This is a genomic window from Inquilinus sp. Marseille-Q2685 (assembly GCF_916619195.1).
Taxonomy (GTDB): domain Bacteria; phylum Pseudomonadota; class Alphaproteobacteria; order DSM-16000; family Inquilinaceae; genus Inquilinus.
Window position 1 is genome coordinate 84,563 of sequence record NZ_CAKAKL010000001.1, and the last position, 14,706, is coordinate 99,268.

The 14,706-nt window shown below is 70.1% G+C and carries 12 protein-coding genes; 6 read left to right on the forward strand and 6 right to left on the reverse strand.

Features of this window, described 5'->3' with window-relative positions:
* Positions 1-10 precede the first annotated feature (10 nt).
* From parC to LG391_RS00385, 3 genes are all read left to right on the forward strand, one after another.
* On the forward strand, positions 11-2,227 hold the full coding sequence (gene parC / locus LG391_RS00375) for a DNA topoisomerase IV subunit A (protein WP_225764438.1): 2,217 nt from the start codon (positions 11-13) through the stop codon (positions 2,225-2,227).
* 157 nt (positions 2,228-2,384) lie between these two features.
* Complete coding sequence (locus LG391_RS00380; RefSeq protein WP_225764440.1) at positions 2,385-2,966, forward strand: biotin transporter BioY; 582 nt, start codon at positions 2,385-2,387, stop codon at positions 2,964-2,966.
* Positions 2,967-3,100: 134 nt separating this feature from the next.
* Positions 3,101-4,192, forward strand: coding sequence for a TRAP transporter substrate-binding protein (locus tag LG391_RS00385; RefSeq protein WP_225764442.1), 1,092 nt, complete (start codon positions 3,101-3,103; stop codon positions 4,190-4,192).
* Positions 4,193-4,252: 60 nt separating this feature from the next.
* Here the strand turns inward: LG391_RS00385 and LG391_RS00390 are convergent, their stop codons facing one another.
* The 4 genes from LG391_RS00390 to LG391_RS00405 form a co-directional block, all read right to left on the reverse strand.
* Positions 4,253-5,827 (reverse strand): TRAP transporter large permease subunit, encoded by a 1,575-nt coding sequence (locus tag LG391_RS00390; protein ID WP_225764444.1) that lies wholly within the window; start codon positions 5,825-5,827, stop codon positions 4,253-4,255.
* 32 nt (positions 5,828-5,859) lie between these two features.
* Positions 5,860-6,408 carry a TRAP transporter small permease subunit gene (locus LG391_RS00395; protein ID WP_225764446.1) on the reverse strand — a complete coding sequence of 183 codons (549 nt, stop codon included), beginning with the start codon at positions 6,406-6,408 and terminating at the stop codon, positions 5,860-5,862.
* A 165-nt stretch (positions 6,409-6,573) separates the two neighbouring features.
* Positions 6,574-7,308, reverse strand: a complete 735-nt coding sequence (locus LG391_RS00400; protein ID WP_225764448.1) for an arginyltransferase — start codon at positions 7,306-7,308, stop codon at positions 6,574-6,576.
* 123 nt (positions 7,309-7,431) lie between these two features.
* The gene (locus tag LG391_RS00405) at positions 7,432-7,920 is read right to left on the reverse strand and encodes an AAA family ATPase (RefSeq protein WP_225764450.1); all 489 of its coding nucleotides are present in this window, start codon (positions 7,918-7,920) and stop codon (positions 7,432-7,434) included.
* Positions 7,921-7,987: 67 nt separating this feature from the next.
* Here LG391_RS00405 and LG391_RS00410 point away from each other — a divergent pair, with 67 nt between their 5' ends.
* On the forward strand, positions 7,988-8,596 hold the full coding sequence (locus LG391_RS00410) for a hypothetical protein (RefSeq protein WP_225764452.1): 609 nt from the start codon (positions 7,988-7,990) through the stop codon (positions 8,594-8,596).
* 235 nt (positions 8,597-8,831) lie between these two features.
* Here LG391_RS00410 and LG391_RS00415 read toward each other — a convergent pair whose 3' ends face one another.
* Together LG391_RS00415 and LG391_RS00420 are read right to left on the reverse strand one after the other, a co-directional pair.
* Entirely contained in the window at positions 8,832-10,064 is a 1,233-nt protein-coding gene (locus LG391_RS00415; protein ID WP_225764461.1) for a threonine ammonia-lyase, read from the reverse strand.
* Between the two features lie 13 nt (positions 10,065-10,077).
* Positions 10,078-12,453: a penicillin acylase family protein gene (locus LG391_RS00420; protein ID WP_225764462.1), complete on the reverse strand. Its 2,376-nt coding sequence runs from the start codon at positions 12,451-12,453 to the stop codon at positions 10,078-10,080.
* Between the two features lie 217 nt (positions 12,454-12,670).
* On the opposite strand from LG391_RS00420, the gene LG391_RS00425 reads away from it, so the two are divergent.
* Together LG391_RS00425 and LG391_RS00430 are read left to right on the forward strand one after the other, a co-directional pair.
* Positions 12,671-13,822, forward strand: a complete 1,152-nt coding sequence (locus LG391_RS00425; RefSeq protein WP_225764465.1) for a type III PLP-dependent enzyme — start codon at positions 12,671-12,673, stop codon at positions 13,820-13,822.
* Position 13,823: 1 nt separating this feature from the next.
* Complete coding sequence (locus tag LG391_RS00430; RefSeq protein ID WP_225764466.1) at positions 13,824-14,672, forward strand: alpha/beta fold hydrolase; 849 nt, start codon at positions 13,824-13,826, stop codon at positions 14,670-14,672.
* Positions 14,673-14,706: the final 34 nt, after the last annotated feature.

The following is a 14,706-nucleotide window of genomic DNA, read 5'->3' on the forward strand; positions in this document are numbered from 1 at the left end:
ACTTCGAGCCATGACCAGCACGCCTTCCGAGTCGATCCTGCCGGTGCCGCTGCACGACGCGCTGAGCACCCGTTATCTCAACTACGCGCTCTCGACCATCACCTCGCGCTCGCTGCCCGATGTCCGCGACGGGCTCAAGCCGGTGCATCGCCGGCTGCTCTACGCGATGCGGCAGCTGCGCCTGGCCTCGACCACGCCGCCGAAGAAATCGGCCCGCGTGGTCGGCGACGTCATCGGTCAGTACCACCCGCATGGCGATGCCTCGATCTACGACGCGCTGGTGCGCATGGCGCAGGACTTCGCCCAGCGCTATCCGCTGGTCGACGGCCAGGGCAATTTCGGCAACATCGACGGCGATAACGCCGCGGCGATGCGGTACACCGAGGCCCGGCTGACCGCCGTCGCCGAGACCCTCTTGGAAGGCATCGACGACGACGCGGTCGATTTCCGCGAGACCTATGACGGCGAGGGGCGGGAGCCGGTGGTGCTGCCGGCCGCCTTCCCGAACCTGCTGGCCAATGGCAGCCAGGGCATCGCGGTCGGCATGGCCACCTCGATCCCGCCGCACAATGTCGGCGAGATCTGCGACGCGCTGCAGATGCTGGTCAAGCGGCCCGCGGCCACGGTCGACGACCTGCTGACCGTGGTCCAGGGGCCGGACTTCCCGACCGGCGGCGAGCTGGTCGAATCCGCCGCGGCGATCCGCGAGGCCTATGCCACCGGCCGCGGCGCCTTCCGCGTGCGGGCGCGCTGGGAGATCGAGAAGCTGCCGCTCGGCCTGTACCAGATCGTGGTCACCGAGATCCCGTACCAGGTGCAGAAGTCGCGGCTGATCGAGAAGCTGGCCGAGATCGTCACCGCCAAGAAGCTGTCGACGCTGGAGGATGTGCGCGACGAATCGGCCGAGGACATCCGCATCGTCCTGGTGCCGAAGAGCCGCAACGTCGAAGCCGACATGCTGATGGAGCAGCTGTTCCGGCTGACCGAGCTGGAGAGCCGCTTCAGCCTGAACATGAACGTGCTGGACGCCCACAACGTCCCGCGGGTCATGGGGCTGAAGGATGTCTGCCGCGCCTTCCTCGACCACCGGCACGAGGTGCTGGAGCGGCGGTCGCGCCACCGCCTGGCCAAGATCGAGCGGCGGCTGGAGATCCTCGGCGGCTATCTGATCGTCTTCCTCGATCTCGACGAGGTGATCCGCATCATCCGCGAGGAGGACGAGCCGAAGACGGCGCTGATGGCGCGCTTTAGCCTGACCGAGCTGCAGGCCGACGCCATCCTCGACATGCGGCTGCGCAGCTTGCGCAAGCTCGAGGAGATGGAGATCCGGCGCGAGTTCGACGGCCTGTCGGCGGAGCGCGACGAAATTCAGGCGCTGCTGGCCGACGAGGGCAAGCGCTGGAAGGCGATCTCGGCCGAGATCGCGCAGATCAAGAAGCGCTTCGGGCCGGACACGGAGCTCGGCCGCCGCCGCACCAGGATCGGTGAGCCGCCCTCGGCCGTGGTGGTCTCGATCGAGCCGCAGATCGAGCGCGAGCCGATCACCGTCTTCCTGTCGGAGAAGGGCTGGATCCGCGCCCTGCGCGGCCACGGCCTGGACCCGGCCGAGATCAAGTACAAGGACGGCGATGCCGAAGGCTTCGTGCTGCAGGCCGAGACCACCGACAAGATCCTGCTGTTCGGCAGCGACGGCCGCTTCTACACCCTCGGCGCCGACAAGCTGCCGCGCGGCCGCGGCTTCGGCGAGCCGGTCCGGATGATGGTCGACCTCGCCAACGACGCCGACATCGTCGCCCTCCTGGCCCATGTGCCCGGCCGCAAGCTGGTGCTGGCCTCGACCGACGGCCGCGGCTTCGTGGTGCCGGAGAGCGACGTGCTGGCCCAGACCCGGGCCGGCAAGCAGGTGCTGAACCTGAACGACGGCGCCAAGGCGGCGGTGTGCCGCCCGGTCGCCGGCGACACGGTGGCGGTGATCGGCACCCATCGCCGGCTGCTGTGCTTCCCGCTCGACGAGCTGCCGGAGATGAGCCGGGGCAAGGGCGTGATGCTGCAGAAGTACCACGGCGCCCAGCTGTCGGACCTGACCACCTTCAAGCGCGAGGAGGGGCTGGTCTGGCAGATGGGCGGCGGCCGCACCCGTACCGAGCCGGGCATACCCGTCATGGCCCGCGGCCGCACCGGCAACCTGCCGCCGCGCGGCTTCCCGCAGAACAACAAGTTCTCGTGACGACGGCCGGCCTGCTCCCCGCCTGTCATGCCCGGGCCTGACCCGGGCATCCAGAGGGTCTCGACATCTTCTGGATTGCCGGGTCGAGCCCGGCAATGACATTAAGGGGACGGAACCGGCCGGCGACGACCGGCAAGCGAGCCAATGGAGTCCTGACATGACCACCCGCACCCTTCCCCCGATGCTCTCGCTGTGGCGCGCCGACGGCCAGTTGGGCCTGCTGCGCTCCGCCGTGCTGGTGGTGCTGGGCACGGCGCTGATGACGCTGTCGGCGAAGATCCAGGTGCCGTTCTTCCCGGTGCCGATGACGATGCAGACCGCCGTGGTGCTGCTGATCGGCGGCGCCTATGGCTGGCGCCTGGGCGGCCTGACCATGCTGGCCTATCTGGCCGAAGGCTTCGTCGGCCTGCCGGTCTTCGCCGGCCTGGCCGCCGGCCCGGCCTATTTCGCCGGCCCGACCGCGGGCTACCTGGTCGGCTTCGTGGCCTCGGCCGCGCTGATGGGCCTGGCGGTCGAGCGCGGCTGGACCCGCAGCCTCGCCGGCATGGCCGCGGCCATCACCGTCGCCTCGCTGGTCCCCTTCGTCACCGGCGTGGCCTGGCTCGCGGTGCTGGTCGGCCCGGCGGCTGCGGGCACCGCAGGCCTGGTGCCGTTCATCCCGGCGGCGATCCTCAAGGGCGCCCTGGCCGGCCTGCTGCTGGCCAGGATCGACGGCCTGGCCCGGCGCCGCGACGCCTGAGAGCAAAAGGACGCGACGACGCAGAAGCGGCGTTGCGTCCCATCTCCGAGTTTCATTAGATGGCGGCAGCGCCGCGGCGGACGACCGCGGCGCCATGCGGAAACCACGCTCGAACAGGGGGGAGAGCCCAAGAGATGAAGCGGCGGAATTTCATTGCGACCGCGGGGGTGGGCCTGGCGGCCGCGCCGCTGGCGGCGCCGGCGATCGCGCAGGACAGGCTCGAGGTCAAATGGCGCCTGGCGTCGAGCTTCCCGAAGTCGCTCGACACCATCTATGGCGGCGCCGAGGTGCTGTCGAAGGCGCTGTCCGACCTGACCGACGGCAGGCTCCAGATCCAGGTCTTCCCCTCGGGAGAGCTGGTGCCCGGCCTGCAGGCGCTGGACGCCACCCAGAACGGCACGGTCGAGGCGGCGCACACCGTCGCCTACTACTATGTCGGCAAGGACCCGACCTTCGCCATCGGCTCGTCGATCCCGTTCGGCCTCAACGCCCGCCAGCAGAACGCCTGGCTGTATCACGGCGGCGGCAACGATCTGCTGAACACCTTCTTCGCCAATTACGGCGTGGTCGGCTTCCCCGGCGGCAACACCGGGGTGCAGATGGGCGGCTGGTTCCGCAACGAGGTCAAGTCGCTGGCCGACCTCAAGGGCCTGAAGATGCGCATCGCCGGCCTCGCCGGCCGGGTGGTCGAGCGCATCGGCGTGGTGCCGCAGCAGATCGCCGGCGGCGACATCTACCCGGCGCTGGAGCGGGGCACGATCGACGCCACCGAATGGGTCGGCCCCTATGACGATGAGAAGCTCGGCTTCTACCAGGTGGCCAAGTTCTACTACTATCCGGCCTTCTGGGAAGGCGGCCCGACCGTGCATTTCCTGTTCAACAAGGAGAAGTACGAGGCGCTGCCGGAGGGCTACAAGAAGGCCCTGGCCGTGGCCACGGAATACGCCAACTTCAACATGCTGGCGCTGTACGACGTGAAGAACATCGCGGCGATCCGCAGCCTCGTCGGCAAGGGCGTGCAACTGCGGCCGCTGCCGCGCGACGTGCTCGACGCCGCCTACACCGAATCCTTCAAGCTCTATGACGAGCTGTCCGCCTCGAACGCCAACTGGAAGGCGATCTACGAGCCGTGGAAGAAGTTCCGCGGCGAGGCCTATCAGTGGTTCCGCGTGGCGGAATACACCTATGACAGCTACGTCTACGCCCAGCAGGCGGCCGGCAAATAAGTCGGCCCTCCGCTGAACCGATCGGGGCCGGTCCTTCGCGGGACCGGCCCTTTCTCTTGCCTATTTGAAATCCGGTGGGGGCAGCGGGTCGCCGGGCTGCGCCGGGGCCGGAGCGGGCTGGCCGCCCGGGGCCGGCGGGGTTCCGAAATCCGGCGGCGGCGGCGTGCCGAAATCGGGCGCGGCCGGGGCACCGAACGGGTTGGCGCCGTCGGCACCGGGCATCGGCACATTGATGTTGATCGAGGCGGGATCGGCCTCGACCTGCCCCGACTTGTAGTGGGTCACCAGCTCCGGGAAGGCGATGACGATCGCGACCATCAGGATCTGGATCGCGACGAAGGGGATCGCCCCCATGTAGATCTGCCCCGTCGTCACCGGCGCGATGGTGCGGCCGGTGACCTTGTCGCGATAGGCCCGCGTCGGCGCCACCGAGCGCAGGTAGAACAGCGAGAAGCCGAAGGGCGGGTGCATGAAGGAGGTCTGCATGTTGACCGCCAGCAGCACGCCGAACCAGATCAGATCGATGCCCAGGCTCGCGGCCGCAGCCCCCAGCAGCGGCACGATGATGAAGGCCAGCTCGAAATAGTCGAGGAAGAAGGCCAGCACGAAGACCAGGAGGTTGGCGACGATCAGGAAGCCGATGACGCCGCCCGGCACCGAGGTCATCAGGTGCTCGACCCAGAGATTGCCGCCGACGCCGTAGAAGGTCAGCGAGAAGACGCGGGCGCCGAGCAGGATGAACAGCACGAAGGCGGACAGCTTGGCCGTGGTGTCCAGCGCCTGGCGGATCATCGTCATGTTCAGGCGCCGGTTGACCGCCGCCAGCACCAGCGAACCGACCGCGCCCATGGCGCCGCCTTCGGTCGGGGTGGCGATGCCGAGGAAGATCGTGCCCAGCACCAGGAAGATCAGCACCAGCGGCGGGATCAGCGAGGTGACGACCTTGCCGGCCAGCGCCAGGCCGCGCAGCGTGCGCGCTTCCAACGGCAGGGCCGGGGCGCTGTTCGGCCGGATGATCGTCATGATCAGGATGTAACCGGCATACAGGCCGGTCAGCACCAGCCCGGGCAGCAGCGCGCCCTTGTACATGTCGCCGACCGAGCGGCCGAGCTGGTCGGCCATGATGATCAGCACCAGGCTGGGCGGGATGATCTGGGCCAGCGTGCCCGAGGCGGCGATGACGCCCGAGGCCAGCGACCGGTCATAGCCGTAGCGCAGCATGATCGGCAGCGAGATCAGGCCCATCGAGATCACCGAGGCGGCGACGACGCCGGTGGTGGCGGCGAGCAGGGCCCCGACGAAGATCACCGCATAGGCCAGGCCGCCGCGGATCGGCCCGAACAGCTGGCCGATCGTGTCCAGCAGGTCCTCCGCCATGCCGCTGCGTTCGAGGATCAGCCCCATGAAGGTGAAGAACGGAATCGCCAGAAGCGTCTCGTTCTCCATCTGCTGGTAGAACCGGTCCGGGATCGCCCCGAGCAGGTTGAACTGCAGGATGCCGAGCTCGACCCCGATCAGGTAGAAGACGAAGCCGACAGCGGCGAGGGAGAAGGCGACCGAGTAGCCGAGCAGCAGCACGACCACCAGCGCGGCGAACATGACCGGCGCCATGTTCTCGATCAGGAACTGCGTCATGAAGACCGACCTTCAGGGGCTGGTGGGGCTGCTCAAAGCGGGTCGGCTTCGTGGCCGTGCGCTTGGACGATATCGGGCATCCGGCCCGACAGGATGGCGATCCGCTTGATCAGCTCCGACAGTCCCTGGAGCGCCAGCAGGATGAAGCCGGCCGGGATCAGGGCCCAGACCGGCCAGCGGATCAGGCCGTTGGCGTTGCCGGACATCTCGCCGCTGGCGAATTTGTCCACCACGATCGGCCAGGAATACAGGATGGCGACGATGCAGAAGGGCAGCAGGAAGAACAGGGTGCCGAAGATCTCGATCCAGATCTGGGTGCGGCGCGAGCAGCGGCCGTAGATGATGTCGACCTTGACGTGCTCGCCCCGCAGCAGGGTGTAGCCCGCCGCCAGCAGGAAGACGGCGGAGAACAGGTACCATTGCAGCTCCAGCCAGGCGTTGGAGCTGAGCGAGAAGGCCTTCCGCAGGATGGCGTTGCCGGCGCTGACCAGGATCGCGACCAGGACGAGCCAGGATACGGTTCGTCCGACCCAGCCGTTGACAGCGTCGATGACGCGGCTGGCACCCAGCAAAGCCCCCATCTGACCTCCCCGTTCCTGGTCGCTTCAGCGCCGTTGATTGGATCGATGCAATTCGCTGCTGCGAAATATCAGCTTTCGCGAGCGATACCAACCGGCGATTGGCGTCGAAAGCGCCTCAGGCGGGATCGACAGCGGCTTTTGCTGCGTCGCGGGGACGGCGGTGGTTCACCCGGCCGGATCGAGCGTGGTCCAGCCGTTGTCGGTGAGGGCCTCCAGCGGCCGGAAGCGGGCCTTGTAGGCCATCTTGTGGCTCTGCGCGATCCAGTAGCCGAGATAGACGTGGTCGAGGCCGTTCTCGCGCGCCTGCTCGATCAGCGCCAGGATCACATAGGTGCCGAGGCTGCGCTGCGGCACGTCGGGATCGTAGAAGCTGTAGACGGCGGACAGCCCGTCCTCCAGCACGTCGACCAGGGCCGCCCCGCGCAGGGTGCCGGCCGGGTCGCGGAACTCGATCACCGTGGCGCTGCCGCTGCCTTCCTCGATCATGCTGCCGTAATCGGCCCGCGACATCCGCGCCATGTCGCTGTCGCCGTGCCGGTGCCGCTGGTAGCGCAGGAACAGGGCGAACTGCTCGTCGGTTCCGACCGGCAGCACCGGCCGGCGGCTGAGGTCGAGATTGGCGGCCCAGGCCCGGCGCATGCTGCGGCCGGGGGCGAAGCGCGCCACCGGGATGCGCACCGGCACGCAGGCGCGGCAGCCGGGGCAGACCGGCCGGTAGACGATGTCGTGGCTGCGCCGGAACCCGGCCTGCGACAGGGTGGTGTTCAGCGCCTTGGCGTCGCCGCCGTTCAGCCGGGTGAACAGCTTGCGTTCGACACGGCCGGAGATGTAGGGACAGGGCAGGGGGCCCGACCTGTAGAAATGCTGCAGACGACCAAGCGTGCCGTCGATGACGGACATCAAGGGCTCCTGGGTCGGGGCGCCAACCTCATGCCCCATACTGCACCACAGTGCCGGACGGTCGGCAAGCGACTCGGATAGCGGCTGCCCCAGCAGGCTATGCGGGCGGAATCCACCGCGGCGTCATGTCAGTCGCAGGATTTCGTCCACGGTCGCGGCGACCGGCCGGCGGGTGTCGATCTCGTGATGGGCGGAGTCGCGCAGCAGCGGCTCGACCGTCGCCACCAGCTCGACCACCCTGCGCCGCTCCTCCGCGGTGTGGCCGTAGCCGTCCGGGCCGCGGGCCGCGAGCCGTTCCAGCAGCGTCGCGACGGGGGCGGAGAGCAGGATCACGACGTCGATCAGGGGCTGGAACCGGCCCTGGGTCTCGCAGGTGCCGCTGACGAACAGCGGCCTGTCGCGCGGCGCGGTCAGCAGGGCGCGGACGCGATCCTCCCGCCAGACCCAGTCCTTCCCTTCGCCCGGGGTCAAGGTGTCGGCGGGATCCGCATCGACCCATTCCGACCATTCCGGCGTGTCGAGGTCGCGGGCGTCATGCCCCCGCGCCGCCAGCTCGCGGATCACGGCGGATTTCCCGGTCCCGGACATGCCGGTGATCAGCACGCGTTTCATGCCCTCTCCATCCCGAATCGATTCGTCCCTGTAGTATTACCATGCGATCTCGTTCACGGTATGTTCCATGGACAAGGCGCAGACCGATCGGAAGCCGGAGGGCCCGCCCACTCCCCAGGAGGAGCGGGCGGCGCGGCGTTTGCGCGTGCTCGACCGGCTGGTCGAGATCGGCCTGGAGATCGCCGAGGCCACCCGCACCGAAGCGGTCGAGGCGCCGCAGCCCGGCGTCGACTACTGCCAGAGATTCGCCGTCGTCGCCCGCGCGGTGCGGCTGACCGTGCTACTGGAGGAGAAGCTGTCCCGGCCGGATGCCGAGGCGGAGGCGCGGCTGGCGAGGCTGTCGGTCAAGGATTGGCACCGCCACCGGGTGAAGCTGGCCGTGGCCGCGGCGATCCGGGAGGAAACCGGGACCTCGGAGGAGACCCACCGCCGCTGCGCCGAGACGCTGGAGCGGCTGGAGCAGCCGGAGCTGGCGGAGATGATCGACCGCTGGCCGGCGGAGATCGTGGTGGCGCGGCTGTGCCGGATGTTCGGGCTGCCGCCGAAGGTGGAGCGCTGGCTGGACGACGCCGACAACCTGCTGGAGGACGAGGAGCCCCCGCCGGAGGACCTGCTCGGGATGCCGCCCGGCAAGCGTCCCGACGCCCGCCGCCGCAGGCCACCGGACACGGGGTGACAATCTTCTCCTCCGAAGGAACCGTCATTGCGCGGAGACGAAGCCGACGAAGCAATTCGGAGGCCACGCCGCGCAGCCCTGGATGCTTCGCTGCGCCCGCAATGACGGTCTTTGGGCTGAGCCACGCTTCTTTGCCTCTCTCGCTTACGGGAGAGGTCGAAGGCGCTTGCGCCTCCGGGTGAGGGGAGTTTCGTCGAGGCCGGGAGCTGTCCTTACCGGGATTCGTGCAGCCCCTTCACGCCCCGACGTCGCTCAGCAGCGTGGCCGGGTAGCCGGATTCCATCAGCTTGCCGATGATGACGTCGACATGGGAGCGGTCACGGGTCTCGACCACCACGTCGATGTCGGCCCGCTTCACCGGGATCTGGAAGAACAGGCGCTGATGATAGGTCTCGATGATGTTGCCGCCGGTGGCGCCGATGATGCCGGCGATGGTGCTCAGCACGCCCGGCACGTCCTCGATCTCGATGCGCAGCCGGGCGATCTGGCCGTTGCGCACCAGGCCGCGCATCAGGATCGAGGCCAGGATGCGCGGGTCGATGTTGCCGCCGCAGACGACGACGCCCACCTTGCGCCCGGCGAAGCGCTCCGGATTCGCCAGGATGCCGGCGATGCCGGCGGCGCCGGCGCCTTCGGCCACCAGCTTCTGCTGCGTCATCAGCTGGTGCACGCCCTGCTCCAGCACCGTCTCCTCGACCGTGACGATGTCGTCGACGAGGTCGGCGATGATCTGCCGGGTCAGCACGCCGGGGCTCTTCACCGCGATGCCCTCGGCGATGGTGGCGCCGCCATAGACGCCGGTGCGGCCGGCGACGGCATCGCTCATCGAGGCGTAGAGCGCGGCCTCGACGCCGGTGATCCGGATCGACGGGTTGATCGCCCGGGCGGCGATGGCGATGCCGGAGATCAGCCCGCCGCCGCCGATCGGCACCACCAGGTCGTCCAGCTCCGGCACGTCGGCCAGGATCTCCAGCCCGGCCGTGCCCTGGCCGGCGATGATGTGCGGGTCGTCATAGGGGTGGATCAGGGTCAGCCCCTCGGAATCCACCAGCTTGCGGGCATGGCCCATGCTGTCGTCGAGGGTCTGGCCCACCAGCACCACCTTGGCGCCGTAGCCCTCGGTCTTCGCCACCTTGGTGAAGGGGGTGAAGGTCGGCATCACGATGGTCGAGGGGATGCCGAGGCGGGTGGCGTGATAGGCGACGCCCTGGGCGTGGTTGCCGGCCGACATGGCGACCACGCCGCGCTTGCGCTCCGCCTTGCCGAGCGAGCGCAGCTTGTTGTAGGCGCCGCGGTCCTTGAACGACCCGGTGCGCTGCAGCGTCTCCAGCTTCAGGAACAGCTCGCAGCCGAGGATGCCGGACAGCTGGGGGGCCGGGATGATCGGCGTCCGGGCCACCTGGCCCTCCAGGGCCTCGGCGGCGGCGCGGATGTCGTCGATGGTGACCGGCAGCGGGGCAGAGCTCATCTGGATGGTCCGGTTATGGGCGCGGCTGCAGGGTCGTCAGGGACGCCCCGGCGGCGGCGAGATCAGCCTCGCCACCGGACAACGTCAAGTATCTTCCGTCTCGCCAATCCGCGACCAGGTCCCCCCAATGCGGCGACAGCGGATTGCCGGACTGGCCGGTGGCGATCATGAAGCGCGAGCGGCTGCGGTCGGCCAGGTCGTAGACGGCCCGGTAGCCGGCGCCATGCAGGTCGGCATAGGGCGCTTCCGGATCGGTGATCGTGGTGGCGCCGCGGTTCAGGGTGTAGGGGCCGCCGTCGGTCTGGACCGCCAGCGAGATCAGGCCGCCGATCACCGGCACGCGCGACAGCACCTGGGCGCTCAGCGGCGCGATGTGCTCGGCGCCCCAGTGCCACGTCGTCATGTCGGCGCCGTGGCGATGCGCCAGCGCGTCCAGCGCCTCGCCCAGCGTCTGGTGCAGCAGCGCCTTGCAGTCGGCCGGTGGGGCCTCGGCGTCGCCGCACCAGGACGGGTCGCGGGTCAGGATGGTGGCCAGGATCGACGGATGCAGCCCGAAATAGTCCTCGGCCAACGGCCCCAGCGGCGGGTCGAACACGGCATGGGCGAAGCGCCGCAGCCATTCCATGTAGACCAGCGGCTCCGGCCGGTCGCGGTCCATCCGCAGGTCCCAGCCGCGCAGCAGCGCCAGGGCCTTGGCCATGCGGTCGTCCGCCGGATCGATGGCGGTCATCAGCGGCAGCAGCTCCCGCGCCTCGGTGGTCAGCGTATCGGCCTGCATCGCCAGGCTGCGCTCGACCGTGTTCGGCCCGTCGGCATTCAGCAGCTCGGCGATCCGGCGGGCGCGGTAGGGTTCGTCGTAGCCGTCGCCGAGGTAATGGGGATAGCCCGGCCCGACCGGGGCGTTGTTGGCGTTGGCGATGGCGCCGCCGGGCGGGTTCAGGGCGCGGGGCAGGGCCTCGAACGGGATGGTGCCGGTCCAGTCCTGGGCGCCCGAGGCGCCGTCCGCCGGCAGCTCGCCGCGGCCGGAGCGGCGGACCGGAATGGCCCCCGGGACCAGGAAGCCGATATCGCCGTCGGCATCGGCATAGGCGACGTTCTGGATCGGGGTGCGGTACAGCCGCATCGCCGCCAGGAACTCCTGCCAGTTGCCGGCCCGGTTCAGCTGATAGATCGCCTGGGCCGAGGTGTCGCCGGGGGCGAGGGCGGTGAAGGCGAGGGCGGCGACCTTGCCGTCGCCGGCCAGCTTGGCCATTCCGGGATCGAGGTCGGACAGCACCGGGCCGTGCCGGGTGCTGCGGATGGTCAGCGTCACCGGGTCGCCGCCGGACACGGCGATGGTCTCGGTCCGGGTCTCGAAGGCGGCGCTGCCCTCCGGCGTCCGGTAGCGGCCCGGGTCGGCCGGGTCGACCGTCTCCAGGAACAGGTCCTGCACATCCGCGCCGGTGGTGGTGAAGCCCCAGGCGATCCGCCGGTTCTGGCCCAGCAGGGTCAGCGGCACGCCGGGCACGGTGGCGCCGGCGACCGACAGGGTCGGCGTCTCGATCCGCGCCAGGTACCACAGGATCGGCGCGCTCAGCCCCAGATGCGGGTCGTTGGCCAGGATCGGGGCGCCGGTGTCGGTGCGGCTGGGCCCGACCGCCCATTCGTTCGACGCGGTGCGGGGGCCCAGCGGCGGCGGCAGCGCCCCGGCCAGCGCCGCCAGCATCGGTGTGGCCCGGTCGAGGGCGGACAAGGTGGCCGGCGGCAGCGCGCCCATATCCGGGAACAGCGTGCGGGCGCGCTCCGGCCCCAGCCGCGCGATCACCTGGGCGCGCAGGATCTCGTCGCGGTAGTTGGCCGACAGCTGCAGCGCCATCAGCTTGCTCCAGACCAGCGTGTCGGCCGGCCGCCACGGCTCCGGCCGGGTGCGCAGCAGGGTGAACTCGGGCGGCAGCGCGCCGGGGTGGCCGTCGATCCAGGCATTGACCCCGTCGGCGTAGCGGTCGAGGGCCGACCGCGTCTCCGGCGACAGGGCGGCGAGATCGGCTTCGGCCAGGCGGTAGATGCCCAGCGTCCGCATGAACTTGTCCATCCTCAGCCCGGCCTCGCCGACCAACTCGGCCAGCCGGCCGGCGCCGACCCGGCGCTGCAGCTCCATCTGCCACAGCCGGTCCTGCGCATGCAGCCAGCCGAGGGCGAAATAGGCGTCGCCGTCGCTCTGTGCGAAGATCGTCGGCACGCCGTGGCTGTCGCGGTAGATCCGGACCGGGGCCGAGAGGCCGTCGAGCGCGACCGTGCCCGATTCGGCGGGCACCCCGGTGCGCAGCCACCACAGGCCGGCGCCGGCCAGCACCACGAGCAGCAGCAGGAGGCAGGCCAGCGCGATCGCGCCGCGGCGAAGCCATTTCATCGGTCGTGTCTCCGTGCCGCCCGGATCGGTCGCGGCGGTGCCGTGTTATAATAATCTGTCCGATTCGATGCGAGGCGCCATGGGGGCGCAGGGGCGACCCGCGGTACCCGGTGCGCTTCGATCTATTTTCGCGGGGGGCTAGCCAAGCGGCCGTCGCTCACCAGATGATGCAGACGTGCCGCGCGTCCGGCGGCGGCCCAGCAGGAGCGGAGCTTCGATGGAGTCCTTCGCCGACGCCCTTGCCATGGTCACCGCCCTCCGCCCGGAGGAACCGGTCTATTGCCTGCGGCCCCGGGTGCTGCGGGAGACGGCGGCCGAGTTCCGGCGCCAGTTCCCCGGCACGGTGATGTACGCTGTCAAGTGCAACGACCATCCGGCGGTGCTGGCCGGGCTGCACGCCGGCGGCCTGCGCCATTTCGACGTCGCCTCGCTCAGCGAGATCGAGGCCGCGGCGGCGCTGCCGGAGACGGTGTCGCACTACATGCATCCGGTGAAGAACCGCCAGGCGGTCGAGCTGGCCTATCGCCGCTACGGCATCCGCACCTTCTGCCTCGACCATGAGGAGGAGCTGGACAAGATCCTCGCGGCCACCGGCGGCGCACGCGACCTGACCCTGGTGCTGCGGGTCGACATGCCCCGCTTCGATTCGGTCTGCGACCTCAGCGGCAAGTTCGGCACCGAGGTCGAGGCCGCGCCGGAGCTGCTGCGCCGCATCGCCGCCACCGGCAACCGTGCCGGGCTGACCTTCCATGTCGGCTCGCAATGCCTCGACCCGGGCGCCTATGAGAGCGCGCTGACGATCTGCGCCGGCATCCTCGCCCGGGCCGGGGTGGCCGTGCCGGTGATCGATGTCGGCGGCGGCTTCCCCGCCGCCTATGTCGGCACCGAGGCGCCGCCGCTCTCCGCCTTCGTCGCCGCGATCCGCGCCGGCCTGGCCCGGCTGCCAGCTGACCCCGGCCGCGCCGTGTTCTGCGAGCCGGGGAGGGCGCTGGTGGCGGAGGCCTGCTCGCTGGTGGTGAAGGTCGAGTTCCGGCGCGGCCACCGCCTGTACCTGAACGACGGCGCCTATGGCAGCCTGGCCGACATGAAGCTGTTCCGCACCGTCTATCCGGTCCGCCTGCTGCGGCCGGGCGGCGCCGGCGGCCGGCTGGCCAGCTTCGCCCTGTTCGGCCCGACCTGCGACAGTTACGACAGCCTGCCCGGAACCTCGCCGCTGCCCGAGGATGTGCGCGAGGGCGACTGGATCGAGTTCGGCCAGATCGGCGCCTATTCCAACGTGCTGCAGACCCGGTTCAACGGCTTCGAGGCCCGGCGCTTCGTCCAGGTCGAGGACGGCGCGCTGCGTCCCGCCAGCGCCCGGGCGGCTTGAGATGGAGGCGGTCGAACATCGGTTCCTCGGGCTCGGCCTCGGCGGCTTCCATCGCCTGACCTATGTCTCCTGGGGCTCGGACCGGTCGCGCCCGCCGGTGCTATGCGTGCACGGGCTGACCCGCAACGGCCGCGACTTCGACATGCTCGCGGCCGACCTGGCCTGGTCCGGCCGCAGCGTGGTCTGTCCGGACGTGGTCGGCCGCGGCCGCAGCGGCTGGCTCGCCAACCCGGCCCTCTACGGCTATCCGCAATACCTCGCCGACGCGGCGGCGCTGATCGCCCGGCTCGATGCGGCGGAGGTCGACTGGGTCGGCACCTCGATGGGCGGGCTGATCGGCATGATGCTGGCCGCCCAGCCGAACACGCCGATCCGGCGGCTGGTCCTGAACGATGTCGGTCCCTTCATCCCGCAGGCGGCGCTGCTGCGAATCGGGTCCTATGTCGGGCAGGATCCGGCCTTCGCCGATCTCGGCGAGCTCGAGGCCTATCTGCGGCGGGTGCACGCGCCCTTCGGACCGCTGACCGACGGGCAGTGGCGGCACTTGGCCGAACACAGCGCCCGGCGGCGGCAGGACGGCACGCTCGGCCTGGCCTATGATCCCGGCATCGCCGCCGCCTTCGCCGGACCAATCGCCGATGTCGACCTGTGGATGGTCTGGGACCAGATCCGCTGCCCGGTGCTGGTGGTTCGCGGCGCCGAGTCCGACCTGCTGACCGCGGCGACGGCCGAGCGCATGGCCGCGCGGCCCGGCACCACGCTGCTTACCATCCCGGGCTGCGGCCACGCCCCGGCGCTGATGGCGCCGGACCAGACCGGCCCGATCCGCGACTGGCTGGCGGCCGGCTGAGGCAGCACCGTCGCGGTTCTGCTTGACTGTTTGT